At 40.7% G+C, this 25,905-nt stretch carries 20 protein-coding genes; 12 read left to right on the plus strand and 8 right to left on the minus strand.

Annotation, left to right across the window (positions count from 1 at the left end):
* Window positions 1-16: 16 nt before the first annotated feature.
* Entirely contained in the window at window positions 17-2,047 is a 2,031-nt protein-coding gene (locus tag AJGP001_RS03435; protein WP_078080151.1) for a beta-galactosidase, read from the plus strand.
* Window positions 2,048-2,412: 365 nt separating this feature from the next.
* Here the strand turns inward: AJGP001_RS03435 and galT are convergent, their stop codons facing one another.
* Both galT and AJGP001_RS03445 read right to left on the minus strand, forming a co-directional pair.
* Window positions 2,413-3,894, minus strand: a complete 1,482-nt coding sequence (galT, locus tag AJGP001_RS03440) for a UDP-glucose--hexose-1-phosphate uridylyltransferase (RefSeq protein ID WP_078080152.1) — start codon at window positions 3,892-3,894, stop codon at window positions 2,413-2,415.
* A 58-nt stretch (window positions 3,895-3,952) separates the two neighbouring features.
* A complete protein-coding gene (locus AJGP001_RS03445) occupies window positions 3,953-5,131 on the minus strand; it encodes a galactokinase (protein ID WP_071153947.1) in 1,179 nt (392 codons plus the stop codon).
* A 128-nt stretch (window positions 5,132-5,259) separates the two neighbouring features.
* On the opposite strand from AJGP001_RS03445, the gene AJGP001_RS03450 reads away from it, so the two are divergent.
* Entirely contained in the window at window positions 5,260-6,396 is a 1,137-nt protein-coding gene (locus tag AJGP001_RS03450) for an ROK family transcriptional regulator (protein ID WP_071153946.1), read from the plus strand.
* Window positions 6,397-6,415: 19 nt separating this feature from the next.
* Window positions 6,416-7,474 (plus strand): aldose epimerase family protein, encoded by a 1,059-nt coding sequence (locus AJGP001_RS03455; RefSeq protein WP_071153945.1) that lies wholly within the window; start codon window positions 6,416-6,418, stop codon window positions 7,472-7,474.
* Between the two features lie 87 nt (window positions 7,475-7,561).
* On the opposite strand, the gene gltS is transcribed toward AJGP001_RS03455, so the two are convergent.
* Both gltS and hutG read right to left on the minus strand, forming a co-directional pair.
* Complete coding sequence (gene gltS, locus AJGP001_RS03460; protein WP_078080153.1) at window positions 7,562-8,764, minus strand: sodium/glutamate symporter; 1,203 nt, start codon at window positions 8,762-8,764, stop codon at window positions 7,562-7,564.
* A 4-nt stretch (window positions 8,765-8,768) separates the two neighbouring features.
* Window positions 8,769-9,734, minus strand: a complete 966-nt coding sequence (hutG, locus tag AJGP001_RS03465; RefSeq protein WP_071153944.1) for a formimidoylglutamase — start codon at window positions 9,732-9,734, stop codon at window positions 8,769-8,771.
* Window positions 9,735-9,868: 134 nt separating this feature from the next.
* Here hutG and AJGP001_RS03470 point away from each other — a divergent pair, with 134 nt between their 5' ends.
* The gene (locus tag AJGP001_RS03470) at window positions 9,869-10,771 is read left to right on the plus strand and encodes a LysR family transcriptional regulator (protein ID WP_071153943.1); all 903 of its coding nucleotides are present in this window, start codon (window positions 9,869-9,871) and stop codon (window positions 10,769-10,771) included.
* 79 nt (window positions 10,772-10,850) lie between these two features.
* Here the strand turns inward: AJGP001_RS03470 and AJGP001_RS17325 are convergent, their stop codons facing one another.
* Window positions 10,851-11,060, minus strand: a complete 210-nt coding sequence (locus AJGP001_RS17325) for a hypothetical protein (RefSeq protein ID WP_143039536.1) — start codon at window positions 11,058-11,060, stop codon at window positions 10,851-10,853.
* A gap of 178 nt (window positions 11,061-11,238) precedes the next feature.
* A complete protein-coding gene (locus AJGP001_RS03475; protein WP_071153942.1) occupies window positions 11,239-12,339 on the minus strand; it encodes a DUF4236 domain-containing protein in 1,101 nt (366 codons plus the stop codon).
* A 249-nt stretch (window positions 12,340-12,588) separates the two neighbouring features.
* On the opposite strand from AJGP001_RS03475, the gene AJGP001_RS03480 reads away from it, so the two are divergent.
* Window positions 12,589-12,837, plus strand: coding sequence for a type II toxin-antitoxin system Phd/YefM family antitoxin (locus tag AJGP001_RS03480; protein ID WP_169835258.1), 249 nt, complete (start codon window positions 12,589-12,591; stop codon window positions 12,835-12,837).
* 65 nt (window positions 12,838-12,902) lie between these two features.
* On the plus strand, window positions 12,903-13,325 hold the full coding sequence (locus AJGP001_RS03485; protein ID WP_078080155.1) for a YkvA family protein: 423 nt from the start codon (window positions 12,903-12,905) through the stop codon (window positions 13,323-13,325).
* Between the two features lie 216 nt (window positions 13,326-13,541).
* Here the strand turns inward: AJGP001_RS03485 and AJGP001_RS03490 are convergent, their stop codons facing one another.
* Window positions 13,542-14,501 (minus strand): IS30 family transposase, encoded by a 960-nt coding sequence (locus AJGP001_RS03490; protein WP_071152936.1) that lies wholly within the window; start codon window positions 14,499-14,501, stop codon window positions 13,542-13,544.
* Between the two features lie 196 nt (window positions 14,502-14,697).
* On the opposite strand from AJGP001_RS03490, the gene AJGP001_RS03495 reads away from it, so the two are divergent.
* The 5 genes from AJGP001_RS03495 (at window position 14,698) to AJGP001_RS03515 (ending at window position 23,187) form a co-directional block, all read left to right on the plus strand.
* Window positions 14,698-17,457, plus strand: a complete 2,760-nt coding sequence (locus AJGP001_RS03495) for a type I restriction endonuclease subunit R (protein WP_078080156.1) — start codon at window positions 14,698-14,700, stop codon at window positions 17,455-17,457.
* 474 nt (window positions 17,458-17,931) lie between these two features.
* Window positions 17,932-19,515 (plus strand): type I restriction-modification system subunit M, encoded by a 1,584-nt coding sequence (locus tag AJGP001_RS03500; RefSeq protein WP_071153941.1) that lies wholly within the window; start codon window positions 17,932-17,934, stop codon window positions 19,513-19,515.
* Window positions 19,490-20,713 carry a restriction endonuclease subunit S gene (locus AJGP001_RS03505; protein ID WP_071153940.1) on the plus strand — a complete coding sequence of 408 codons (1,224 nt, stop codon included), beginning with the start codon at window positions 19,490-19,492 and terminating at the stop codon, window positions 20,711-20,713. Before AJGP001_RS03500 ends, AJGP001_RS03505 begins: the two co-directional genes overlap by 26 nt.
* A 40-nt stretch (window positions 20,714-20,753) precedes the next feature.
* Complete coding sequence (locus tag AJGP001_RS03510) at window positions 20,754-21,950, plus strand: FRG domain-containing protein (RefSeq protein ID WP_078080157.1); 1,197 nt, start codon at window positions 20,754-20,756, stop codon at window positions 21,948-21,950.
* 16 nt (window positions 21,951-21,966) lie between these two features.
* Window positions 21,967-23,187, plus strand: a complete 1,221-nt coding sequence (locus tag AJGP001_RS03515) for a DUF262 domain-containing protein (RefSeq protein WP_071153939.1) — start codon at window positions 21,967-21,969, stop codon at window positions 23,185-23,187.
* Between the two features lie 226 nt (window positions 23,188-23,413).
* Here AJGP001_RS03515 and AJGP001_RS03520 read toward each other — a convergent pair.
* A protein-coding gene (locus AJGP001_RS03520) for an IS3 family transposase (protein ID WP_143039535.1) occupies window positions 23,414-24,564 on the minus strand; the annotation gives its coding sequence in 2 pieces (ribosomal slippage) (window positions 23,414-24,291 and window positions 24,291-24,564; 1,152 coding nt in all).
* Between the two features lie 493 nt (window positions 24,565-25,057).
* Between AJGP001_RS03520 and AJGP001_RS03525 the strand changes: the two genes are divergently transcribed.
* A complete protein-coding gene (locus AJGP001_RS03525; RefSeq protein WP_071153936.1) occupies window positions 25,058-25,789 on the plus strand; it encodes a hypothetical protein in 732 nt (243 codons plus the stop codon).
* The last annotated feature ends 116 nt before the right edge of the window (window positions 25,790-25,905 follow it).

The following is a 25,905-nucleotide window of genomic DNA, read 5'->3' on the forward strand; positions in this document are numbered from 1 at the left end:
GAAGGGATGGAATAAAATGATTAACGATAAATTACCGAAGATTTGGCACGGAGGGGACTATAACCCAGAACAATGGGAGTCAAACGAAATTTGGGATGAAGACGTTCGCATGTTCAAACTTGCAGGAATCGACGTGGCTACATTAAACGTCTTTTCTTGGGCTTTAAATCAACCGGACGAAGACACATATAACTTTGATTGGTTGGACGACAAAATTAACCGTCTTTACGAAAATGGTATTTATACATGCCTGGCGACAAGCACAGCAGCGCACCCAGCATGGATGGCGAAAAAGTATCCGGATGTGTTACGCGTCGACTTTTACGGCAGAAAACGTAAGTTCGGTAGCCGTCACAATTCATGTCCAAATAGTCCAACTTACCGCAAATACTCAGAGAAAATTGCTGAAACACTAGCCGAGCGATACAAAGATCATCCAGCTGTTTTGATTTGGCATGTGGCCAATGAATACGGCGGCTACTGCTATTGCGACAATTGCCAAGATGCTTTCCGCAATTGGTTGAGCGATAAATACGGAACGATAGAAAAGTTGAACAAAGCATGGAACACCGGATTTTGGGGCCATACGTTTTACGAGTGGGACGAAATCGTTGCACCGAATATGCTGAGTGAAGAACGTGAAGACAATGTCTCGGATTTCCAAGGCATTTCACTCGATTATCGCCGTTTCCAATCCGATAGTTTACTGGACTGCTACAAGCTAGAGTATCAAGCAATTAAGAAGCACACACCTCATCTACCGGTTACTACAAATTTAATGGGGACATATCCAATGTTGGATTATTTCAAATGGGCAAAAGAACTGGACGTGGTGTCGTGGGACAACTACCCAGCAATCGATACGCCGTTTAGCTATACGGCCATGACGCATGACTTGATGCGTGGATTGAAAAACGGTCAACCATTTATGCTAATGGAACAAACGCCGAGTCAGCAAAACTGGCAGCCGTATAATTCATTGAAACGTCCAGGCGTGATGCGGTTATGGAGCTATCAGGCAATTGGCCGAGGTGCGGATACCATTTTGTACTTCCAGCTGAGACGTTCAGTTGGCGCTTGTGAGAAATACCACGGAGCAGTCATTGAACATGTAGGACACGAAAATACGCGGGTATTTAATGAAGTGGCGCAGTTAGGAAAAGAACTGAACCACTTATCGGATACTTTACTGGATGCGCGCGTAAACGCGAAAGTAGCGATCGTCTTTGACTGGGAAAATCGCTGGGCGACAGAATTATCAAGCGGACCTTCTGTGTCGCTCGACTATGTCAACGAAGTGCATAAGTATTACGACGCGTTGTACAAGCTGAATATTCAAGTGGACATGATCGGTGTCGAAGAAGACTTGAGCCAATACGATGTGGTCATTGCGCCAGTTCTGTATATGGTGAAAGAAGGCTACGCCGCGAAAGTAGAGCAATTTGTTCAAGACGGCGGAACATTCTTGACGACGTTCTTTAGCGGCATCGTCAACGAAACCGATATTGTGACACTCGGTGGCTACCCAGGTGAAATACGCAATGTTCTTGGCATTTGGGCTGAAGAAATCGATGCGCTTCATCCAGACGAAACCAACCAAATCGTCATGAAAGATTCTCGTGGCAGTATGAGCGGCAGTTATTCATGTAATTTGCTGTTTGACTTGATCCACACAGAAGGAGCACAAGCTGTCGCAGAATACGGTTCTGATTTTTATAAAGGCATGCCCGTGTTGACAGTTAACCAGTTCGGAAAAGGAAAAGCGTGGTACGTAGCTTCGAGTCCTGATGAAGCGTTCCTCGTCGACTTTATGAAAACCGTTTGCGAAGAAGCAGGCGTTGAACCGTTGCTTGCTGTTCCACAAGGTGTGGAAACAACAGAGCGCGTAAAAGAAGGACAAACGTACTTGTTCGTGTTGAATCATAACGATGAAGAAGTAACGATCGAGTTACAAGACATTCAGTACCAAGAAGTGCTTACTGACGCACAAATTAGTGGCACGATCGTCTTGAAAGAAAAAGGCGTGCTGATCTTAGCGAAGCTATAAATTGATGAAAATAGAATAGACGAAACGAGCCCATGTTCTGTTGAGAACTGGGCTCGTTTCGTGCTTATAATCCCTATGCAACCATAAAAACGCGCTGGTCGCTTTGGGGATGACTCCCGCAAGAAGCAAGGAAAACCACCTGTCTTCTTGCTTCGTCTACCCCGAAGGCGCGTCACCGCTAGTGTCCTTGTTAAATGTGTAGAGTAAAGGATATCAAGATTACTTTTCGCAAGGAAAAAGACAAAAGAGACATGGGGAACGAACTTGTTCCCATGTCTCTTTTGTCGAACGCTTCCCCAAATACGTAGATGACTTCGTATGAATAACAGCAATTGGTCCTTGTCAGCTGCTTTCTCAATATAGCTCTATTGGTTATTCAAAGCATCGATAAATCGCTCAAATGCTGCACGGTCTTTTAACACGCCGGCGTCTTCTAACACGCGTACGAATTTTTTTCCGAGTTCTTCTTGCAATACGTTTTCGGCCTCTTCCGGTGTAGCGAAAATGCCGTATTGCGCTTTTAGCTGCTTAGCCCATTCAAGATGGGAAGGTGCCACTTGGTGTGGGTTGCCGAGTAAAAATGCCTCGATTTCAGCGAGTTCTTCTTTTAGACGCGGTGGTAAAACAGCAAGGCCCATCACTTCGATCAAGCCGATGTTTTCTTTTTTAATATGGTGGACATCTTCGTGCGGGTGGAAAATACCTGAAGGAAACTCTTCTGTTGTGCGGTTGTTGCGTAACACCAGATCGATTTCAAACAAGTCGTCGCGCTTTCGGGCAATTGGCGTAAGGGTGTTATGCGGTGTGTCACCAGTAAAAGCGACAACATTTACTGACTTGTCAGCGTAAGTTCTCCACGTCTGCAAAATGTCGTCCGCTGCAGTTACCAAGCTACTGATTGCGGTGCCTTTTAACCGAATGACCGACATCGGCCAATGAATGACAGAAGCCGTGATTTCAGGGTAGGCAGTTAAAGCAAATCCCAAAGCATCTTCTGCTCGCGTCATAGCAAACTCATAGCGTCCGGCTTGGTAATGGTCGTGGCTTAAAATAGAACCGCCGACAATCGGCAAGTCGGCGTTGGAACCGATAAAGTAATGCGGAAAGCGTTCGGTAAATGTAAGTAGGCGTTCAAAACTGCTTCGATCAATTTTCATATCGCGATGTTCTTCAGAAAGTAAAATGCTGTGCTCGTCGTAGTAAACATACGGAGAATACTGCAAATACCAGTTTTCTCCTGTGAGCGGTACGTTAACGACACGGTGATTGGCCCGCGCTGGGTAGCCAGTGCGCCCTGCGTAGCCTTCGTTTTCTTTGCACAACAAACATTTCGGGTAACGGAGCGTTTGTTTGTTTTCGCGCTCTCTTCTAATTTGCTCAGGATCTTTTTCAGGTTTTGATAAGTTAATGGTAATATCCATTTTTCCGTATGGCGTGTCTGTTTGATAGGAAATGTTTTTGCGGATCCGGTTCATTTGGATGTAGTTGCTGTTTTTACTTAACTCGTAAAAGTAGTCGGTTGCAACAATGGGGGATTCCGCGTATTTTTCGTTAAACAAAGCATTAATAGCAGAAGGTCGTGCGACAAAGCAATTCATCATGTTAGCCGACAGCATTTCCTTATCGTCAAAAACATCTGCAATCACGCCTTGTTCGACAGCGTACGAAACAAGCTGCTCCAATAAGTTTGGAATGGTATCTTCAAAAGGGTTTTCAATGCTTTCTGGAAAAGACTTGAGTCCGAGTAAGTCCATTGCTTGGTTGCGTGAATAGTCGATATCTTCTTGTTCGATTAGCTTTACTTGAAGCGCTTGTTGAATAAGCCCTGCGAGTTGTTGATAGACCATAAATACACTTCCTTTTTTAGATGCGTGGTAGTTTCTAGTGTTTCCAAGGGGTCACTGGTCAAAAATCTTCTGTTAATTCTTTAGCACCATCCGAGATCTTTGCTTCGTAAAAAGAAGGGGAGAACCCGAATTTTGCGGTATAACTCTCTGTCAGTCGATTTTTAAACGGCTCGATTTGTGCACGCTCAACAAGGGCAATGGCACAGCCGCCAAATCCAGCTCCCGTCATTCGTGCCCCAATGACACCGGGTAAACTCCAAGCTGTTTCAGCAATGTGATCCAACTCAGCACCCGTCACTTCATAATCATCGCGAAGTGAACTGTGAGAGGCGTTCATCAATTGACCAAAAGCCCGAATATTCCCCCGTTTAAGTTCCTCAAGTGCCAGCAAAGTTCGTTCGTTTTCATAAACAGCATGCTTGGCTCGTTTGCGGTTAATGTCGTCTTTGATCAACTGTTTGTGTTGTTCAAAGGTCTCGGAAGAAAGTTCGCCTAAGCTATCGATATCCAGTTTGGTGCGCAAATCAGCTAATGCCTTTTCACATTGCGCCCGGCGCTCATTGTATTTAGAACCAGCCAACGTCCGTTGTTTGTTGGAGTTGATAATGACAATGTCGTGATCTTCCAAATCGACCGGTGCGTAAGTAAACTGCAAAGTTTGGCAATCCAGTAACAGGGCAAAATTCTTTTTTCCTTTGCCAATCGCAAACTGATCCATAATGCCACTATTGACGCCAATATACTGGTTTTCAACTTTTTGACCAAGTTGAATCATCAGCAATCGATCGATGTCCAAATCGAATAACCCTTCCAGCACAACCCCTGTCGCCATCTCAATAGAAGCCGAAGAAGACAAGCCTGCGCCATTTGGAATATCGCCGTAAAAAAGAATGTCCATGCCTGTAGGAATCGAAAAACCGCTGCGAATAAAAAACTCGATCATGCCTTTTGGAAAGTTCGCCCAGTCATGATTTGCGTGATAAGACAAGTCGGCAAGGTCACATTCAATAATTCCTTGCTCTGGAAAATTGATCGAATAAAACCGCAGTTGTTGATCGGTACGCGGCCGAGCAACGGCGTAAGTGCCAAAGGAAATAGCGGCCGGAAACACATGACCACCGTTGTAATCCGTATGTTCACCAATCAAATTGATGCGCCCAGGCGCAAAAAAGAAACGGGGAAGTTCTTCGGTTTTAAAAATTTCATTGAATGTTTGGGACAACTCTCTGCGGTTCATCTAATTCCTCCAATACTTTGTAAATTAATTTAATTAACATAAGTATAGAGGATTTTGGTAAACTATACAATAACGAAACTGCACATAAAAAAAGTGGTTAACAATACGAAAAAACGGAGGAGAAACAGATGCGTCAAGGCACCTTTAAATGGATGAAATCAATGAACAAATCGATCATCCTCAACAAAATCAGAAAAGATGGACCGATATCGAGAGCACAAATTGCACGCGACACCAATTTAACGCCGCCGACAGTTAGCAGCAATGTAAAAGAATTGCTCGAACAAAGTATCGTTGAAGAACAGGAGTTGGGCGAGTCACTCGGTGGACGAAAACCAACGATGTTGGTGATCAATAACGAGGCATTTACCATTATTGGTGTGGATGCCGGACCGGAAAGCATTGAATGCATCAGAGCAAATCTTGCCGGTAAAGTATTGAAAAGATCTAAAACGAAATTGCAGCTGCCGATGGACAACGACCAATTTATCGCGGCCTTGAAAAGCTGTATTGCAAGCTGTCTGGATTCCACAGATCAAGTGATTGGCATTGGCGTAGCTATGCACGGCGTGGTGGACAGAGCGACGGGAACGTCTTTGTATGCACCCAACTTAGGGTTAGCTAATATCCCGATTAAAGAACAGCTGGAAAAAGAATTCGGCTTAGAAGTCAAAGTGGAAAACGATGCGCGAGCGATGGCATTGGGTGAATATTGGTTTGGCAATCACGGCGAACTAGCGAGCATGCTAGCGGTGAACATCGGAAGTGGTGTTGGTGCCGGGGTCATTATTGACGGCAAACTGTACCACGGAGCCACCGACATTGCCGGAGAAGTTGGCCACATGACCATTGATTTACACGGCGAGATTTGTGAATGCGGCAACCAAGGCTGCTTGCAAACATTTGTCAGCGGACCAGCGATTGCTAGAAAAGCAACAGGACAGAATCTTACAGCTGAACAAGTATTTGAACAAGCTGTCGCGGGCGACGAGTCGTCTATTGCCAACTTCAAGGCAGCAGGAAAAGCGCTCGGCGTGGGATTAACAAACCTCATCCATATCGTCAATCCGGAGAAAATTGTCTTAGGTGGCGGCGTGTCCAAAGCACAGCAATTTATCTTGCCGGAAGTTCGTCAAACCATCCAAGCATCAGCCTTGACGCCTGCAGCGAGTGCGACGCTAGTAGAAATCTCCAAACTAGGAGACGATGCGACAGTAATCGGCGCCGTCACTTTACTGTTAGTGGACGTTTTTGAACTAACATAAAAGAGAGGATGAACAGAACGTGGAGATTAATCAAAAGCTGTTTGGTCATAAAAACAATCAACCGGTCACGTTGTATACCTTAAAAAACGATAGAGGTTTTCAAGTGTCTTGTATCGATTATGGTTGTGTCATTACGGAAATCATCACACCAGACCGCAACGGCAAATTTGAAAATGTCGTACTAGGCTTTGATACGTTTGAAGAGTATGACAGCAATCCTCATTTTTTCGGTGCATTGGTGGGTCGCTTTGCTGGTCGGATAAAAGACGGCGAGTTTACACTGGATGGAACGTCTTACCAAGTCGCCCAAAATGCCAATGGTCATCATTTGCACGGAGGTTCGGAAGGCTTACATGCAGTACTGTGGGAGTCTAGTGTCATCACAACTGACCAAGAAGCTATTGTTGAATTTACCTATGTCAGCCCAGACGGTGAAGAAGGTTTTCCAGGAAACGTGTCCATGACGGTTCGCTATTGCATCAATAATGACCGTAACCAGTTGGTTATTTCCTACCGAGCAACTTCCGATAAAACGACATTGTTGAACGTGACCAATCATTCGTATTTTAATCTGAGCGGCAATCTCAAAAAGACCGTGTTGGACCATGAACTGACAATGGCCAGTGACTATTATTTAGACGTTGACGAAGAATTACTACCGACTGGCAATTTGGTTTCGGTAACAGAAGATCCGTTATTCGATTTTCGTCACGGCAAAACCATCAGACAAGCGACAACCGCTGAACACCCACAAACCAAACTAGCAGGAAACGGATACGATCATCCGTTTTTATTGAATCGCGCAAAACAACCCGCCGTCCAACTAACAGATCCAGAAAGTGGTCGTACATTAATGATCGAAACAACTGAACCGGCAGTGGTGTTTTATACCGGCAATCATATCGGAGGCCCTTACACAATCAGGGGGACAGCAGCACAAAACCAGCTCGGTATGTGCTTTGAAACACAAGGTCCACCAGATTCGGCGCGTCACGCGCATTTTCCTTCTTCCATATTACGCGCAGACGAGGAGTTCAAATCTGAAACAACGTATACATTTTCTCAAATAAAACGGTAAGTAAAAAACCCCATGAATCTGAAGCGGATTACGCAACAGACTCGTGGGGTTTTTACACAAGCAATCGTACAGGGTATTTGTATCAACCTAACTAAACATATTAATCGTCGTCAAAATAATCGGCATCGCAAACACGTCAATCAAGAACGCACCGACAATCGGAACAACCAAGTACGCTTTTTGTGAATGTCCGTATCTTGAAGTGATGGCGTCCATATTGGCCATGGCGTTTGGTGTAGCACCGAGACCGTGACCCGTGAAACCACCGACCATCACGGCAGCGTCGTAGTTTTTGCCGAGTAGACGGAACAAGACAAACGTACCAAACAAAGCGATAAATGCGACTTGAACGAAGATGATCAAGAACAACGGAAGCGCAAGATCAGCGATTTCCCATAGCTTGATGCTCATCAACGCCATCGACAAGAAAATACTCAACGTAATGTCCCCGATAATGCCGATGGTTTTCATTTCAATGATTGAGTCGTTGAATTTGTCTAAGACGTTTCGGACGATCACAGCAACAAACATCGCGCTGACGTAGTTCGGTAAAGCAAAGTCTGTCACACCGGTAAACCATTCACCGAGGTACGAGCCGACTGCCATACAGAAACCAAGGACGAACAATTGCATCATAAAGACGCGAGACGTAATCGGTGCGGCAACGTGTGAGAAAGAACTTGTCGATTTGGAATCTGCCAACTCCAGCTCTTCATCGGATTTGAGGTTGTTTTTATTGATCAAGTATTTAACGATCGGCCCACCAATCAACCCACCCGCGACGAGTCCTGCAGTTGCTGCAGCTAAACCGATAGATAAGGCACCTTCAACACCCATTGCTTCAATCGTGGTTCCGAATGCCGTAGCGGCTCCGTGGCCACCTTCCATGGACACAGCACCCATCATGACACCGATTAATGGATCCAAGTTTAACAAAGAAGCGAGCGAAATACCGATCGCACTTTGAACAAGTGCAAGAAATCCACAAGCTAGCCAATAAATTACGAGCAACCGGCCACCAATTTTGATAAGACCAAAGCTCGCGCCGAGTCCCACTGTTGTGAAGAACACCAACATGAACAAACTTTGAAGAGAGGTGTCGAGTGTGACATTGACAACGTCAAAGCCTCTCAAAGTGGTTAAGATAAACGCCAGCAACAATCCACCGACGACTGGCGCAGGAATGCAGTATTTATCCAAAATTTTAATTTTTGAATTCAAATAAGAGCCGATTACAAATACCGCGATTGCTAGAAAAATTGTCGTTACTTGGTTGAGTTCTAAAGTCATCGTCTCACTCCTCTTCTCTATGCTTCATCGTAAAGCCGTCCATCACTTCAGCTACTAAGTAAGCGGCAAGTTTCACCGTTCGTTGTTGTTCATCTAATGACGGATTAACTTCCGAAATATCAAAGCTTTTCACGTTTTTCTTCGACATGATGTACCGAAGCAGTTTGCAAACCATTAACGGATCTAAACCGAGTGGGGAAGGAGCACTGACACCAGGTGCAGCAGCTGCATTGATCGAGTCTGTACAAAGCGTTGCCAGCACGACATCGTATTGCGCACAAAATTCATCAATTGCCTTAGCCGCATTCGGCATATCAGACAAGGTCAGTTCGTCCGCCATCATGTATTTGCAACCTAGTAGCTCAGCCGTTTTAAACAAAGCAGGGGTATTGCCAAAAGTTTGCACGCCGAGACATAAGTAACCGGCATTGGTATCGCTTTCAAGAATTTGCCGAAACATCGTGCCAGACGAGGGGTGTTCCGCTTGGCGAAGATCAAAATGCGCATCAATATTAATCAATCCAATTTTAGCATCTTTTCCCGCAAATTCTCGAACTCCTAAATAATGGCCATACAAGGTTTCGTGTCCACCACCGAGAATAATTGGCGTAGCTGCTTGTTCGAGAAGCTTACAAATGGCAGTTCCTAATTCTTGTTGGGCGTGTTCTAACGCTTGGCCTTCACAAACAACATTGCCGACGTCAAAGGTTTTTTGGCAACTATCAAAATTATACGGAAGACTCGCAAGCTTGCTGCGAATTTGATCGGGTGCTGCGGCAGCGCCGAGACGTCCTTTATTGCGTCGAACCCCTTCTTCGCATTCAAAACCAACAATCGCAAAAGCCTCTGGTTCAGCCGACAAGCTAGTTAATGCTTGTGTTTGAACAGCTTGGTGAAAACGAAAGCTGTCTGGGTCCGTGTTGCTATCAATCCGTCCTTGCCAGTGTTCGCTAGTAGGTAATTTATACATATGGGCACTCCTTTATGAAAAAGATTATTATTTCAGAAATAACGGTATTCATATTGTAAGGACATTACTCTATAATTACTAATATCAATAATCTATATTTTCATAGTTTTTAACTATAGAAAGGGGGAGGCACAATGGACATACGCTTGCTTCGGTATTTTATCGCCATTGCAGAAAGCTCAACATTTACGAAAGCTGCAGCAAATCTACACATCGCACAGCCATCACTCAGTATTGCCATTAAAAAATTGGAAACGGACATGGGGCTGATCTTACTAGACCGCAGCATGCGGGAAATTGCCTTGACGAAAGAAGGGCAAATTTTATACGAAGAAGCTAAAAAACTGGTGACGCATTTTGAATACGTCGAAAAAGAGTTGAAGCGGCTAAAAGCACAAGGACCGATGGAGCTGTCAATCGGCATGATCGAGTCCGCCAAGTTCTGGATTCCGAAAGTATTAAAAAGCATCAAACAAGAGTTTCCAGAAGTTCACATCGAAATTATTGAAGTACTAGGGCTAGAAGACATCAACCGCGCATTAAACAAATTCGATATCCATTTTGCCATCACCAATCAGCTGATTTCAAAAAGGGAAGTAAAAACCTTGCCGATCTACCGGGAGAAATTTGTCGTGCTGTTGCCATCGGGACATCCGCTAGAAGCACAGCCACAGATTAGCATCACCGATTTAAACGGCGAAGCCTTTATCATCTTCAAAGAAGGCTTCCAAACACGCGTGGATATTCTGAATGCGTTCCGGCAAGCGGGTACAAAACCCAACATCCAATTCGAAGTCGAGCGCTTTGAAACCGCCTGCAGTTTTGTCGAAGAAGGGCTAGGCGTTACGTTCGTTCCGGAAAATTATTTAAAAGTTTCTGCCACTTCCCGCTATGCGATCAAGCCGTTAAAAGACCCCATCGCACCACGCACCGTTTACTTGGCTTTTGACACAAGTCGGTATTTGCCGCCGCTCGTGATGCGGTCAATGGAGTTGATTCAGGAGTTTTTTGAGCGTGTGGAGGGTCTGGGGGAGTGAGCGAGAAAAGCGGTGTAAGTAGAGTCCTATTATATATATCCGTCTAGCCCATGGGTATTGAATATAAATTAACTAAGCATCATCTAAAATCTCTTACGGATTCTTGATGATGCTTAGTTTGTCTGCTTTCATAGCCGACTGAAAGAATATCCACTGTGCCAATTGAATTTGTGTGGAGTTGCTCGACAAGTGCTGCAGCTTCATTTTCTGTAATAGTAGGATTGGTAGGAGAACACCCACTAAATAGTAAAAGACATGTCAGTAAGATGCTGAGACTACTTGTTTTCATCGTATTCACCTCTCGTTAGGTAGACGGACACAGGAGAAGTAAGGTTACATAGAAATTTGATTGTTCCACTATCTGAGAGAACAATTCAGAGGATGTTGTAAAGAACAAAACCAAGAGGTAGTTCACCGAGTAGGTAAACCGTCTCTTGGTTTTTGTGAAATACTAAAAATTTCTAAGATTAATGGGACACTTGAACTTTCTCGATAGGTGAAAAACCTTGTGTCTTCTTAAACTTCATGTTGTGCTGAAAGTTAACCATAGAATCTGAGCAATCAATGGCTTCGAAATTAAGATTATTCAATGTAGCTTTATCAAAGCGAACCGAGAGAATAGGGAGAGTTTCGTTCCTACCGGTTGAAGTGTCTAGAATATCATCCATCGCATGAATAATAACAGTATCAAAGGGTAAAATTGCGAACATATCGCGAGCAATACGAATTGAACAACTGCAAACGTAGTCTTGAGTAATATCGTAATAGCGAGACTTAGGCATTTCTTTTACCGATAGCTTGCCAGTTTTCGTTAGAGATTTTTGTTCACTAGGAACAATATCTTTGGAATGTACATTAAATTCAACTTCAAGTGTTTTAGGGTCTTCAATAATAAATTCAAAACCGCTGCCAAATTCCAATAAATCATCTAAAGGTGAAAGCTCTTCAATAACTTGCAAGTAAGCATCTGTATCTTGTTGTAAAATTCTATTTGCTAAACGAGTAGTACGAATAAGCTCTTTAAATTCTTCACTATCTTGTTCTCTTGCTAAAACAACTTCATTACGTAGCTTTAATTCTTCCTTCTCAACAGTTTTTAGCATTTTTTGCATCAAAGTAGGTTTGAATGAATTTAACTTTTCTTGTGCTTCCATCTCGTGCAACCCAATTTCTTTCGTATGGTGCGGATGCTTTGAACGACTGATCTCAAACCAATCGAAATGATCATCGCATTCTTTATGAATCGAATGAATTAAATCAATCTTATTTTCAAAAACTTGTACTTCGTATCGAGCTCTCTCCAATTCTTCTTGCTTAGCAATTTCTTTTTGTTGTCTTGCAAGAGCCTGTTTATTTTGTTGAGCAGCACTTTTGTAAGATCTACTTGAGTTGTAGCTAGTCGAAGAAAGTCCTGTACCGGGAATGCTCATAGTAGTTCTGCGTTGCCCGCGCGAATTTACAGAATAGCGAAGTCCTTTACCACCTACACTTGCACCAACTCCCCTGCTGGATACATTAACACGCATTCCAGGTGCCACTTTAAAACTCTTTCTAAATCTAATAGCCATTCCATTCACTCCTTTACTTAAAGTGTAAATGGAATGAGGTAATAAAAGAAGAGTGAATTAAAATTTATCCATTTTTAACAAAAAACTTCCAAGCAGTATATTAAATCTATACGCAAAATGCATATCTATGTGTTTCAACATCAACCTTGGTTTTCTGCACTTTGATGAGTGAACTCCTCTAAATAAGAGTTACACAATTTTACTTAATTTTCCACGTGCGCTATGATGTATATTAAGGAGATGATAAACATGTCACCAATTACTGCAATAACTCCAACTAATCTTAGAAAAAATCTTTTTAGTGTTTTAGAAGATGTTACAGAAGCTAACACAGAAGTTATCATTACGCTAAAGTCAGGTAAAAATGCTGTATTAATCTCTGAAGGTGAATTGAATTCCTATTGTGAAATAGCTCATTTGATGTCTACTAAAGAGAATAGGGATAGACTTAACAAAGCGATTATACAGCTTGAGAATAACGAGGGAACGATGCGATAAATCGCGTCTCTCAGAAAAAACGAATGATTTCTATTATAATTATTGATTAATAAGGGGGAAGCGTAGTGAAAAACGAAGAATTTACCAACGATGAATTTCAAGAAGCAATTAAAGGAAAAAGTAAGTATTATTCGGACAGGAAATTTTTAGAGAAAGCAAAGAAATTCGGTACTAGTATTGGCTTTAAAGCACTTCACGCTGCTGTCGTATTGTTCTATACATTGAAAGATCCAACTCTCCCTAACAAAGACCGAATGATTATTTTGGGCGCATTAGGATATCTGATCTTACCGGTTGACTTAATACCTGATTTTATACCGGTAGTCGGCTTTGTAGATGATATTGCTATTATCATAGCTGCGGTAGGAAAAGTCATAAATTCCGTGAGCGAAGAAAGTAAAGTGAAAGCGCATCAACAATTGAAAGCTTGGTTTAAAGATGCCTATCCATATAATGAAAATGATGGTTTCGTAGTAGATATTGACTGATTCTGCTTAAAAATATGAAGTCCTGTGGATGTCCAATCAGTATCTATTTTAAATGCTTAGCGACCAACAAGCTCTACACTTTAATATCCTAAACCTAATTAGAAATATGATTTTAGTAGCAGGTCCAGTTGTAATCATATGAAACAGCAAAATCTTTAAAAGCATTGACAGAAAAGGCGAATCCACCAGGGTCCGCCTTTTTTTATATTCCGTTTGTCAATTTAAGCTAGACAGACCCATTCCATTCAGGTGACTCAAAAATGCCTCCAAGGGTGTGCGATAATCCAGCGACTTCCGTGGGATGTTATTCCGTTTGTCAGCCACTGAGGAAATGAACGTTTGGTCTACCTGGTTGAAGTCCATTTCCTTTGGCAGGCCGTCTTTTCGCAAGAGGCCGTTGGAGTTTTCATTCAAGGCGCGCTGGGATGGCGTGCCGGGATCCGCAAAGTAAATCGAGACGTCGTGCTGGTTGCACAGCGATTTCCAATTGGAGAATTCCTTCCCACAATCAAACGTGATGGATTTGAACAGATTTTTTGGGATTCCTTGAAACCACTGGTTCAAAGCGGTTTCGATATCGCACGCCTTGCGTCCTGCAGGCTTGATGGCGATGATGACTTTCGTCAGCCGTTCTACCAGTGTGATCACTGCACTTTTGTGGCGGACGCCCACAATGGTGTCGCCCTCGATGTGCCCGAACTCTTCTTTGAACGAAGGATAATCGTTTTCCCGGTCGGAAATATGCCGTTTGAACGCCTGTTTTCCGCGGCGTTCCTCGTGACCATTGGGTTTCCGTTTGCCTTTCATCGGCAGTGTGGCAACATCAAAGACCCGATTTTTGAACATGCGGTAGATGGTGCGCACGGAACAGTCGATCGCTGTCTCGGCGCGTCCCACAATGACATCAGGCGTCCAGCCCTGCGCCACCTTGTCTTGAATATAGGTCATTTGTTTCTTCGGCAAAACGATTTTTTGGCGTCCGCAGCGTTTCTTGTTTTTCTTGTATTGTGTGTAAAAGTCGAGGGCTGTATGTCCCAATTTCAGGAAATTGATGACCTTGTAAATTGGCTGCCTGGAACGTTTCATTTGATTTGCGATAATCGCCACGGGTATGTTTTGGCGGTGATAGGATTCTATCATCACCAGTTCATCCGTGGTAAGATGGGTGTAGGTCATTCGTGGTCACTCCTCTGTTTTTCTTTGGTCGGAAAATACATGTAGAGTGTACCATGAATGACTTTTTTAGTTGTCTAGCTTAATTTTACAATCGGCGATACAAAAAAACAATAACGTAACATCTACTAGCTTAATTCGCTCACATTTGTGGTAAAATTATCTAAATAGAATGACTACCATAAGAGGGGGATATCATATGGTACATCAAGCAAGAACACAGTCGGAAGCGCAGCTGGAAAACGAGATGATCGAGCAACTCGTGAGACAAGGATTTGAACGAGTTTCCATTCCTTCTGTCCAAGCATTGCAAGACAACTTCCGCACACAAATCAATAAGCTGAATGAAGAAAACCTAGATGGACAAGTTTTGTCTGATAAAGAGTTTGAGCGATTGCTGTTGAAAATTGAAGGCAAGAGCGTGTTTGAGTCGGCTAAAATTTTGCGCGATAAGGAAATCATTTCGCGCGATGACGACAGCATCCTTTACTTGAAATTATTCGATACGCAAAACTATCAAAACAACTTTCTCCAAGTGACGCATCAAACCACTGTGGTGGGACGTTACACCAATCGCTATGATGTGACCTTACTGATCAACGGCTTGCCACTTGTTCAAATTGAATTAAAACGGAGAGGTCTTCATTTTGCTGAAGGCTTTAACCAAATTATGCGCTACCGTAAAGATTCTTACGGTGGTTTGTTTAACTTTCTGCAAGTTTTTGTGGTGTCAAACGGCGTCGACACGAAGTATTTTGCCAACTCAGACCGGGAGCCGATGAAGAGTTTGATGTTTTTCTGGTCGGACGATGCCAATAAACGCATCACAAAACTAGATGCATTTACTGCTTCTTTCTTAAACCCCGTTATGTTGCAAAATGTTTTGTCCAAATACATGATCATTAACGAAACCGACAAACACTTGATGGTCATGCGCCCGTATCAAATTTATGCGGTTGAACGCATTCTGCATCAAACCATCGAAAAAGAAGAAAACGGTTATGTGTGGCACACGACCGGCAGCGGGAAAACTTTAACTTCCTTTAAAGCTAGTGAGCTTTTAGCGCAGCAAGAAGACATCAAGAAAGTCATTTTTCTCGTTGACCGAAAAGACTTGGATTCACAAACGATGGAAGAGTTTAATAAATTCGAAAAAGACTCTGTCGACCGAACAACCAAAACCGGAGTGTTGGTCAAGCAGTTAAAAGATCCGAACCGGAAACGAATCATCACAACGATTCAAAAAATGGCACACGCCGTTAAAACGGAACGGTACCGCGAAGTCATGAAACTATACGAAAATGAAAAAGTCGTTTTTGTTATTGATGAATGCCATCGTTCGCAATTCGGTGAGATGAACTTACTGATCAAACGCCATTTCAAACGTGCACAATACATCGGGTTTACCGGCACCCCACGTTTTGTCGACAACAAATCACAAGACGGCCGCACCACGTCGGATTTATTTCAAGACTGTTTGCATACGTACTTGATTAAAGATGCCATTCATGATGGCAACGTGCTCGGCTTTTCAGTCGAATACATTAGCACTATGAAAGGCAAAGACGGCATCGATGACGTCACCAAAGTGCCCGGCATTGACCAACAAGAATTGTGGCTAGCAGATACACGCATTGACATGATCACGCGTCACATTACAAGCATTCATTCCAATAAAACACATAATAAGAAATACACCGGCTTACTGACAGCTGAAAGCATTCCAGCTGCGATCAAGTATTACGATGCGTTTAAGAAAATCGATTCCAGCATGAAAATTACGTCGATTTTTAGTTTCGGGACAAACGAAGAAAGTGTGGAAGGCGAAGAACATTCGCGTCATTCGCTCGAACGCATTATGGAAGATTTCAATCAAGAATTTGGCAGCAATCACACGACGGAAAACTTCTCTTCTTATTTTGCGGATGTTTCGAAAAAAGTGAAATCTGCACAAATCGATTTGCTGATTGTCGTTGATATGTTTTTAACAGGCTTTGACGCCAAAACCTTGAGTACCTTATACGTGGACCGGCCGTTAAAGCACCACGGCTTAATCCAAGCGTATTCACGGACGAATCGTGTCGAAGGACCGAAAAAACAATACGGCAATATTGTGTGCTACCGCAATTTAAAAGAAGAAACAGATACGGCTGTTCGATTGTTTTCTCAAACCGGAGATACAGAAACGGTTCTCATGAAGCCTTACGATCAATACTTGGCAGACTTTAAAGACCAATTGGATGTACTTCTCGACATTGCGGTTTCACCAGAAGCGGTCGACGACTTAGAAGGCGAAACTAAGCAAAAAGAGTTTGTTATCTCATTTCGTGACTTAACGCGCATCCTCACAAAGTTAAAAACATTTGTGGAATATGACTTTAACCAACCGGACATGGGCATTAGTGAACAAACCTATAAAGACTTTAGAAGCAAATACTTACTTCTTTATGAAAACGATAAAAACGCCAAAGATAAAGTGTCCGTCATCAACGACATCGATTTTGAAATCGAATTGATGCAGACGGATAAAATCAATGTCGATTACATTCTTGAGCTACTTCGTAATACGAATTTTGAAAATAAAAACGAGCGTGACGCAGCGGTGCGTCGTGCGATTAAAGAAGTGAACGAAGCTTCAAGCGATGAAATGCGCTTGAAACGAGATCTATTGTTGGAATTTCTGCAAGGCGTCGCGCCAACGCTTACGAATAAAGACTCGATTGATCAGAAATACCACGACTTTGAAAACGAGCGTCGCAAACGTGAAATCCAAGCGATGTCTGAGAAGGTGCAAGTGGCAGAAGACCGGCTCGAGTATTTTATGAAAGAGTATGAGTATACGGGCGTATCCCCTGACCAAGAAATCAATGACGCGATCAAAGCGCCATTTAAAGAAAAGCGGAAACGTGTTCAGGCGTTAAAGGATTTTATCTATGATAATGTGAGGAAGTATTCGTAGCTTGGAAGAAATCGCTGCAGGCGGACGCTTTCCGGGGGCACGGCTTCAGCCGCTTCCCTCGCTCTGCTCAGTCCAGGGTCTTCAGCGCGTGCTGTCCCCCCTGGAGTCGCCGCCTTTCGCTCTTTCTTCTAAGTGTGATTCGCTCGAGTTAGCGCAAATCGTAAATAGGCTCGAGTATAATAGTAGAAGATGATAAAACGCTTCGGACGCTTTGGGGATGCCTCCCACAATAAGCCAGGCGAAAAAAACCGCCAGTCTTATTGCTCTGGCCACTCCGTGGACGCGCCGGTGCTTAGTGCGTAAAATCTAACAAAGCAACTGATGAGAGAATATAATAGTAGAAGACCTGCAAAGAGCGGGCACAACAAACCTCGCGCCACGGTGACAGACACAATTGTTCCTCAAATTGTGTCTGTCGCGGGGGCACAATTGTAAAAGGTTAGAACGTATAGACCACACCAAAGGAGAATCACAATGACAACTTCAGAAAAACAACGTCAGCAGCAAGCTGAATTGCATAAGAAACTATGGACAATGGCCAATGACCTGCGCGGCCAAATGGAAGCGTATGATTTTAAAAACTATATACTTGGTCTTATTTTTTATCGGTATTTGTCAGAAAAGACAGAGGCGCGGATTGCGAAGTTATTAGAAGAAGACAATATTTCGTATGAAGTTGCTTGGAAAGACGAAGAGTATCGCGAAGGGTTGATCGAAACTTTGCTCGAGGAAATTGGCTTTGTCATCGAACCAGAATTCTTGTTTTCATCGATGGTAACGGAAATTCCAAAAGGCGATCAAGGCAAGTTTGATGTAGAACTGTTGCATAAAGCGATTAAGGCCATTGAAGAGTCGACTTTAGGAACGGATAGCCAACAAGACTTTGAACATCTTTTTGATGACATGGATTTAACGTCGACAAAATTAGGGCGTGACGTAAAATCTCGTTCAAAACTAATCGCGAAAATCATCTTAAGCATTAACGATATTCCATTCTTACACGACGATGTAGACATTGATGTATTGGGCGATGCTTATGAGTATTTGATTTCACAATTTGCGGCAAACGCTGGAAAAAAAGCGGGTGAGTTTTATACGCCGCAACAAGTGTCAAAAATACTAGCAAAAATCGTAACACATGAAAAGCCAGACTTAAAGAACGTTTACGATCCGACGTGTGGATCTGGTTCATTAATGCTGCGTGTAGCTAAAGAATCGAATGTTCGCTTGTTTTACGGTCAAGAATTAACGACGACAACGTTTAACTTGGCGCGCATGAACATGTTGCTGCATGATTTGCGGTATACCGATTTTGATATTCAAAATGAAGACACCTTAGAAAACCCGAAACATGTCGATATGCGTTTTGAAGCCGTTGTGGCAAACCCGCCATACTCGGCCAATTGGAGTGCAGACGCGAAATATTTAGACGATGAACGTTTTAGTGATTACGGCCGTCTGGCGCCAAAATCAAAAGCAGATTTCGCATTTGTTCAGCATATGATTCATCAATTGGACGATAACGGAACGATGGCTGTTGTGTTACCACACGGTGTGTTATTCCGTAGTGGAGCAGAAGGTGTCATTCGTCAATTTCTGATTGAAGAAAAGAACTATTTAGATGCAGTGATTGGCTTGCCAGCTAACGTGTTTTTCGGCACCTCTATTCCAACATGTGTCTTAGTTTTCAAAAAGACGCGCAAAGAAGAAGCCGATGTTATTTTTATCGATGCTTCTAATGAATTTGAAAAAGGCAAAAACCAAAACAATTTAACAGACGAAAACGTCGACAAGATTGTCGATACGTTTAAATCCCGTGAAACGATTGAGCGTTACTCATACGCTGCGAACTTAGAAGAAATTAAAGAAAACGACTACAACTTAAATATCCCACGCTACGTGGATACGTTTGTCGAGGAAGAACCGGTGGATCTAGAAGTGGTACAAGTAAGGTTGAAAGAAATCGATAAAGAAATCGAAGAGATTGACCGGGAACTTGAAGAGTATTTTAAGGAATTGGGGGTTGGTTTAGGTGAACGTACCTCAGTTGAGATTTAGTGGGTTTGATGGGGAGTGGAACAAATTCATATTAGAAGATATTGCGATAGTTAAGGATGGAACTCATGATTCACCTAAATACTATTCTACTGGATACCCTTTGGTGACTTCGAAAAATCTTATGAAAAATGGAGATTTAGATTTAGAAAACGTTTCACTTATTAGTGAAAAAGATTTTATGGAAATCAATAAAAGATCTAAAGTAGATGTTGGTGATATTCTATTTGGAATGATAGGAACCTTAGGTAATCCTGTTAGAGTACAAAGTTCTGATTTTGCTATAAAAAATGTTGCTTTAATCAAAGAAAGTAAAGTATCTAATGAATATATCTTACATTACTTAGGTTCTAAATCTATAGAAAAACAATTTCATTTAAATCAAGCTGGAGGAACTCAAAAGTTCATTGGACTAGGGCTTATTAGAGACTTAAAAATATACCTTCCTTCAGAAAAGGAATTACAGAAAGTAGCTTCATTTCTAACATTGTTAGATAGAAAAATAAATAAGCAACAAGAAAAAATTGAGAAGCTGGAGCAGTTTAAAAAAGGCATGATGCAGAAGATTTTTTCTCAGGAGTTGCGGTTTAGGGATGAAGGTGGCGGGAAGTTTGGGGAGTGGTATATTAAAACTTTAGGGGAACTTGGTGAATTTAAAAGAAGTTACTCTTTTTCTAGAAATAATGAAGGAGAAGGAGAATACTGTCACATCCATTACGGGGATATTCATACTAAACTTAATTCAATAGTAGATCAGAAAACTGAACTACCAAATATTAGTGTTAAAGGAGTTTTAGAAGAAATAGAAACCGGAGATGTTTTATTTGCTGACGCTTCTGAGGATTACAAAGATTTAGGGAAATCTATAGTTATTACAGACAATCAAAATAGAAAGATAGTAGCCGGGTTACATACCCATAGGTTTAAACCGTCCGCCCTTATAAATTCAGTATTCTTAATGTATTTCACAAAAACAGAAAGCTACACAACCTTCATTAGAAAATATGGCACAGGAGTATCAGTGCTCGGAATCTCAAAAACTAATCTAAGAATAATAGATGTGCCTGTTCCTTCAGTAAAAGAACAAGAAAAAATAGCAGACTATCTTTTGAGTATGGAGAAAAAGATTAAAAAGGAAAAAGAGAAGTTGTTGGCTTTGGAAGAACAGAAAAAAGGGTTTATGCAGGGGATGTTCATTTGAAAATTTTGTTATCTTTATTTCTTGAAAGGGTGAATTTAGTGTGCGCATAGAATTAATTAATAAAGCTATTGATTATGTGTCTAAGCATGAAAGGGAATTTATAGAAGGTCAAGAAGAATCGATAAAAGAACTGATTTCAAATATAGAAAATATACATGATATTATTTCGATTACTGATCAGGAAATTAAGAATGAGGTATTGAAACTAAATTTAGAAGAAGAGAGATTTGAAAGGTTTTTTAAAATTTTAACTGAAGTTAAAAACATTCTATCTGTAGAAAAAAGAGACGAAGAAAATACATCGAAATTAGTTGGAGATGAGTTAAACAAGTATAAGACCTTTTTGGTACAACTTGGACTTCCAGAAGAATTTTCAATTGATTTAAGTGATGAAAAAATGTCCTTAGAGTTTAAAGTAGGAGCGGATAGTGAAATAACCAAGTTGGTCGAAGAAGCAACAGCATGGGATGATGTTAACGTAGAAGATACATGGGCTACAAAATTCGGTGTACCTATCGAGAACGTTAAATTAATTGGAAATGTAAGTGACTATATTGATTATGTTTCTGCTTTTGATAACTCAACTAATTACGTATCGAGAGGCCAAAAAGATTGTTCCTTCGAGTTGAAGCCTTCTTTGCATCGAATACATAGTTCCACATTTAAAGTACATTCACATTCATATGAATCTCAGTTCAAGCAAAAAGTAGCTTTCTATGATTCTACAATTAAAGATAAAGTTCCAGAAGAAATAAGGGCTTATGGACAGCATTATGGGTTGCCAACGAATTACTTAGATTTTACAGAAGCACATTTAACCTCTTTATTATTTGCAGTAGAAGAATATTCATACGAAAAAAATCATTCAATTGTTTATTTTGTTGACGCAGTTTCTTATCATCAGAATGTGATAAAAGAGGAAATTAAATTAGTTGATTTTTCTGACTCTAACTTTAAGCATACAAAAGAAGCTTCCTATGCCGATCAATCGTATTTTGTGAAAGTTGGAAATTCACATGATAGAATCCACTTTCAAAAAGGATGCTTTTTGAAAGTGGAGCCAAATAATGACTTACAAAACATGCTTACAAATCATTCTAGAATAGCAATTATAAAAAAAGATGCAAAAAAATTAATTTTAACTGAGCTATTCAATTTAGGAATTACTTTTGAAAACATTTATCCTGATATTGATAACTTAGTAAAGACTATAAAGTTTTCACATGAAGAAAAGTGAATGGAGGTCTACTAAAATGAATCAATCTATCAAAATAAAATCCCAGCGTCCTTTAATTTCGGTGCAGGATGTGATTAGTTTTATTGAAAAAGGTGAAAAGTATATTAAAATTGGTCCAGGAAATATTACCGATGATGATTTACTAGATGTACTTCAAGGTATAGTGCTAAGTCCAGATTATCAGAGACAATATAGATCAACCCCTCAAGAGGAAAGTTCAATTATTGAATCATTATTATTAGAAATACCAATTCCAGAGATATTTCTAGTAAGAGCAAGTAAAGAGGGAGTTCAAGTAAGACACGTTATGGATGGACAACATCGACTAACCGCAATCTATAGATACGTCAAAGATGAGTTTGCATTAAAAGGCTTAACACTTTTAAACTTTGATGAAAGATATGTAAATAGAAAGTTTTCGGAACTAGACAAAAAGGATAAGATAAAGATATTAGGAAGTCATTTATCAATATTAGAATTTGATCCTTTTGAGGATGATGAAATAGAAATTGAACTTTTTAAAAGATATAATCGCAATACTAAGCCTTTAGAAGCACAAGAAATAGCTATGGCTACTTATTTTTCTAATACTAGTCAATTTATTAGTAATTATATAAATGTTATTTCAGCTAATAAAGAGAAAAGTAAGTGTTACTATGAATTATCAAATGTTTACAATATAACAAAACATAGAAAAGAAAAGCAAAAAAACCATCAAGAAATTTGTATAATATTAAGTATTCTAGAATATGGACCAGATTTGACTGCAAAAGATGGAGTTAAAATCTCTACAAATTTCTTAAGAGAAAAATCCCAGCTTTTTAAAGTGAATCAAGATGAAAATTTGATTGAAACTAAGGAAAACCTCAATAGTTTCAATCAAATGATTTTAAAATTAGCTAATGAAATTGAGTACCCATTTTCCACTAGTGTTTTTAAAGATTCGGACAAAAGAATGGTTAAATTCCATGTAGGTGTCTCAATTGTTCTATCCTTAATCAAGTACTTTTACGAAGTTAATGTGGAGCATTCAAACTTTATTATCGAAGTAAAAGAATTTCTCAATTTAAGTCCTTTAGGTGATGCTGAATATAATGCTTCTAGTACAAATATGAAAAGTATATTGAATTACTTATTCATAAAGAACAGAGTAGATAGAAAGGAATTTGACTCTTTAATTTTTAAATCTAATAAGGGACAAGAAATCCAAGAATTACTTAAGCGAATTGGAAACTAAGTACTAACGTAAAAAATCTAACTAAATCGCGTCCCTGGGAAAGAAACGATTCTAAACGATTTTTGACAATGCATTAAAATCTATAATCTATACGTGGACATGCCCTATTGAATATTGTACTGTGAATGAGCCAGCTATGCGTAAAATCAATCCACCCATTGCGGAAGAAAGAGCCACCGTTTGCGCATTGAACTGACCCAGTGATTTGAGACACTAGAAAAAGCACCTAGGCTGCCATTGTCCGATACTCAATCGGGGAATGGCAGTTTAGTTTTTGGAACGGTCGGATGTAGTTGTAATAATACATGTAATCTTCTGTTTTTTGTTGTACAATGGCATTGGTTAGGCGTACCCTTTCCAGGGTATAGAATTCTTCCGACTTTAGCGAGGAGTGGAAGGATTCAATGACGGCGTTATCAAAGCAGTTTCCTTTGCGGGACATGCTGGTGATAATGCCGTTTTCTTTTGTCGTCAGTTGAAATGCGCGCGATGTGTACTGGGCGCCTTGATCACTGTGCAGGATGGTTCCGGCCGTATGCCGTTTCTGGCAAGCCATTTCCAGCGTATCCAGCACAAGCTGGGCATTTTGTGTATCACTGACTTTGTAGGCAATTATCTCGTTATTATACAAATCTAGAATCGTCGATAAGTAAAGCATGCTCTCCCCGAAAGGGAGATACGTAATATCCGTCACCCATTTTTGATTGGGGGCGTCTGATTTGAAATTCTGTTCCAATAAATTAGGGACGATCAGGTTGCTTTCTCCCGCCATTTTCTTCGCTCTCTTTGGTTTGACTCGGCACTGGAGATTATATTTCTGCATAATCCGCTGCACCGTCTTCCGATTCAACTTGGTGCCGTTATTTTTCAACAGGCCTCTCACCGTTCGGTGACCGATACGGAATTTCAGTTGTTCACAGATGGCGAGAATTTCTTTTTCTAACTCGGTCATCCCAATCTCTTTATGGCACCAACGATAATAAGTAGAGCGAGGGACGCCCATGCATTCACAGATCATCGTGATGGAATATTTCGCTTTAAACAAGTCCACCAACTCTAGGAAGAGGGCCGGTTCCACCTCCTTTCCAGTTCGCGATACTTTCCCATCAGTTCCTCTTTCATTTCGTAATACAGTACTTTTTTCCGCAATTCATCGATTTCACTCAACTCCGCATTGAAGCTGTATTGTTTTCCGATAGACTGAGCGAGCCGATGTACTTCGCCTTCTCGGTACCACTGCATCCACCTCTTAATCTGCGTCACACTTTTAATTTGGTGGACCTCCATGATTTCGGCATTGGTATAGTCCCCGCTCAATTTCATCTGAATGACCTCTAGTTTTATTTCCTCCGGATAGAATCGCTTTTTTGAACCCATACAGAAAAACACCTCCAGTTTGTCGTTTATACTACATACGACGTTGGGGGTGCTTTTTCCTTGTCTCATTTTACTGGGTCACTCTAATTTTTTCCGGTGGCTCTCTTCTATGCATTCACTGGTCTGATACTCCGCACAAGTGGCTTTTTTAATCCGCAATACTCACCCTGTCACATCAACATACGTATAGGGTTTTTCATAGTATTTATCTGTGTAAATTATTTATGAAATATATTGAAAATAGGGAAGTGTTGATATGTAGTTGAGTTTATTCCTTTCAGTAAAATTTCAGTTTATAAATAAAATTTAGAATAATTAATTAAATTAGTGTGTTTATGAAAGAGTTCCTATATAATAGTGAATAGGATCATGGTGTAATGGAAACACGCCCGTAAGGGAGTCTAGCTGGGTTCGATTCCCAGTGGTCAAAGGATATAGTCATAGTATGTACCTTATATCTTTTGACGACTGGGAATTATAAGAGGTGATTTGATTGTATAAAATGCATTGTGAGAATTTGAAACAAATTGAAGAAGGAATTAAGATTATTCAAGTCGATCTCAGAAGATATATTTCTACAGAGAATAAAAAAAATGAAGAAATATATACTAGGCTATTTTCTTATTTAACGACTTGCTGGACAGAGGTGAGAATATCGAAGCTAGCTCATGAGCCGAGTGTATTTTCTACAGAAGAAATTGAGGATGTTTTATCTGCTTCTACCCTAAAAGATAAATGGATAACAGCGTTAAATTATTCTGTTTGCAAAGCAAATAATATCAATTTAACAAATAATAAGTTAGAAATTCAAAAAAAGCTTTCTTTTACCCCAAAAATAAGGTATTTAGAACTGATTAATCTGATAGAAGATGATTTATTAAATTCGATAGAAATTCGCAATAAAATTGCTCATGGACAATGGACATATGCTTTTACTAGCGATTTAAAATCATTTTCCAAGAAATCTACAGGAATGATTAGAAAAGAGAATATAGTTACATTACAATTGAAAGTAAAATTATTTAAGAGCTTAGCTCAGGTAATTCATGATTTAGCCGTCTCACCTTCAACTTTTGAGAGAAACTTTGATATTCATTATAAAGTTATTGAACAACAAAGGAATAATTTGCATAAAAGATCGTATAAATCTTATAGAAGTAAAATGATTAATAAATATCGACGTGGAATAGTGAAAAGAAGGTCAATGAAAACCACGTCTCTATAATGAAAAACCGTGCCCTTGTGTAAAAAAACGCGTCCCTGGGAAAGAAACGATTCTAAACGATTTTGACAATACACTGCAACTTATAATCTATGCATTGCTGCACCCGTTGTTTCTAT

The organism is Planococcus faecalis (assembly GCF_002009235.1).
Classification (GTDB): Bacteria; Bacillota; Bacilli; order Bacillales_A; family Planococcaceae; genus Planococcus; species Planococcus kocurii.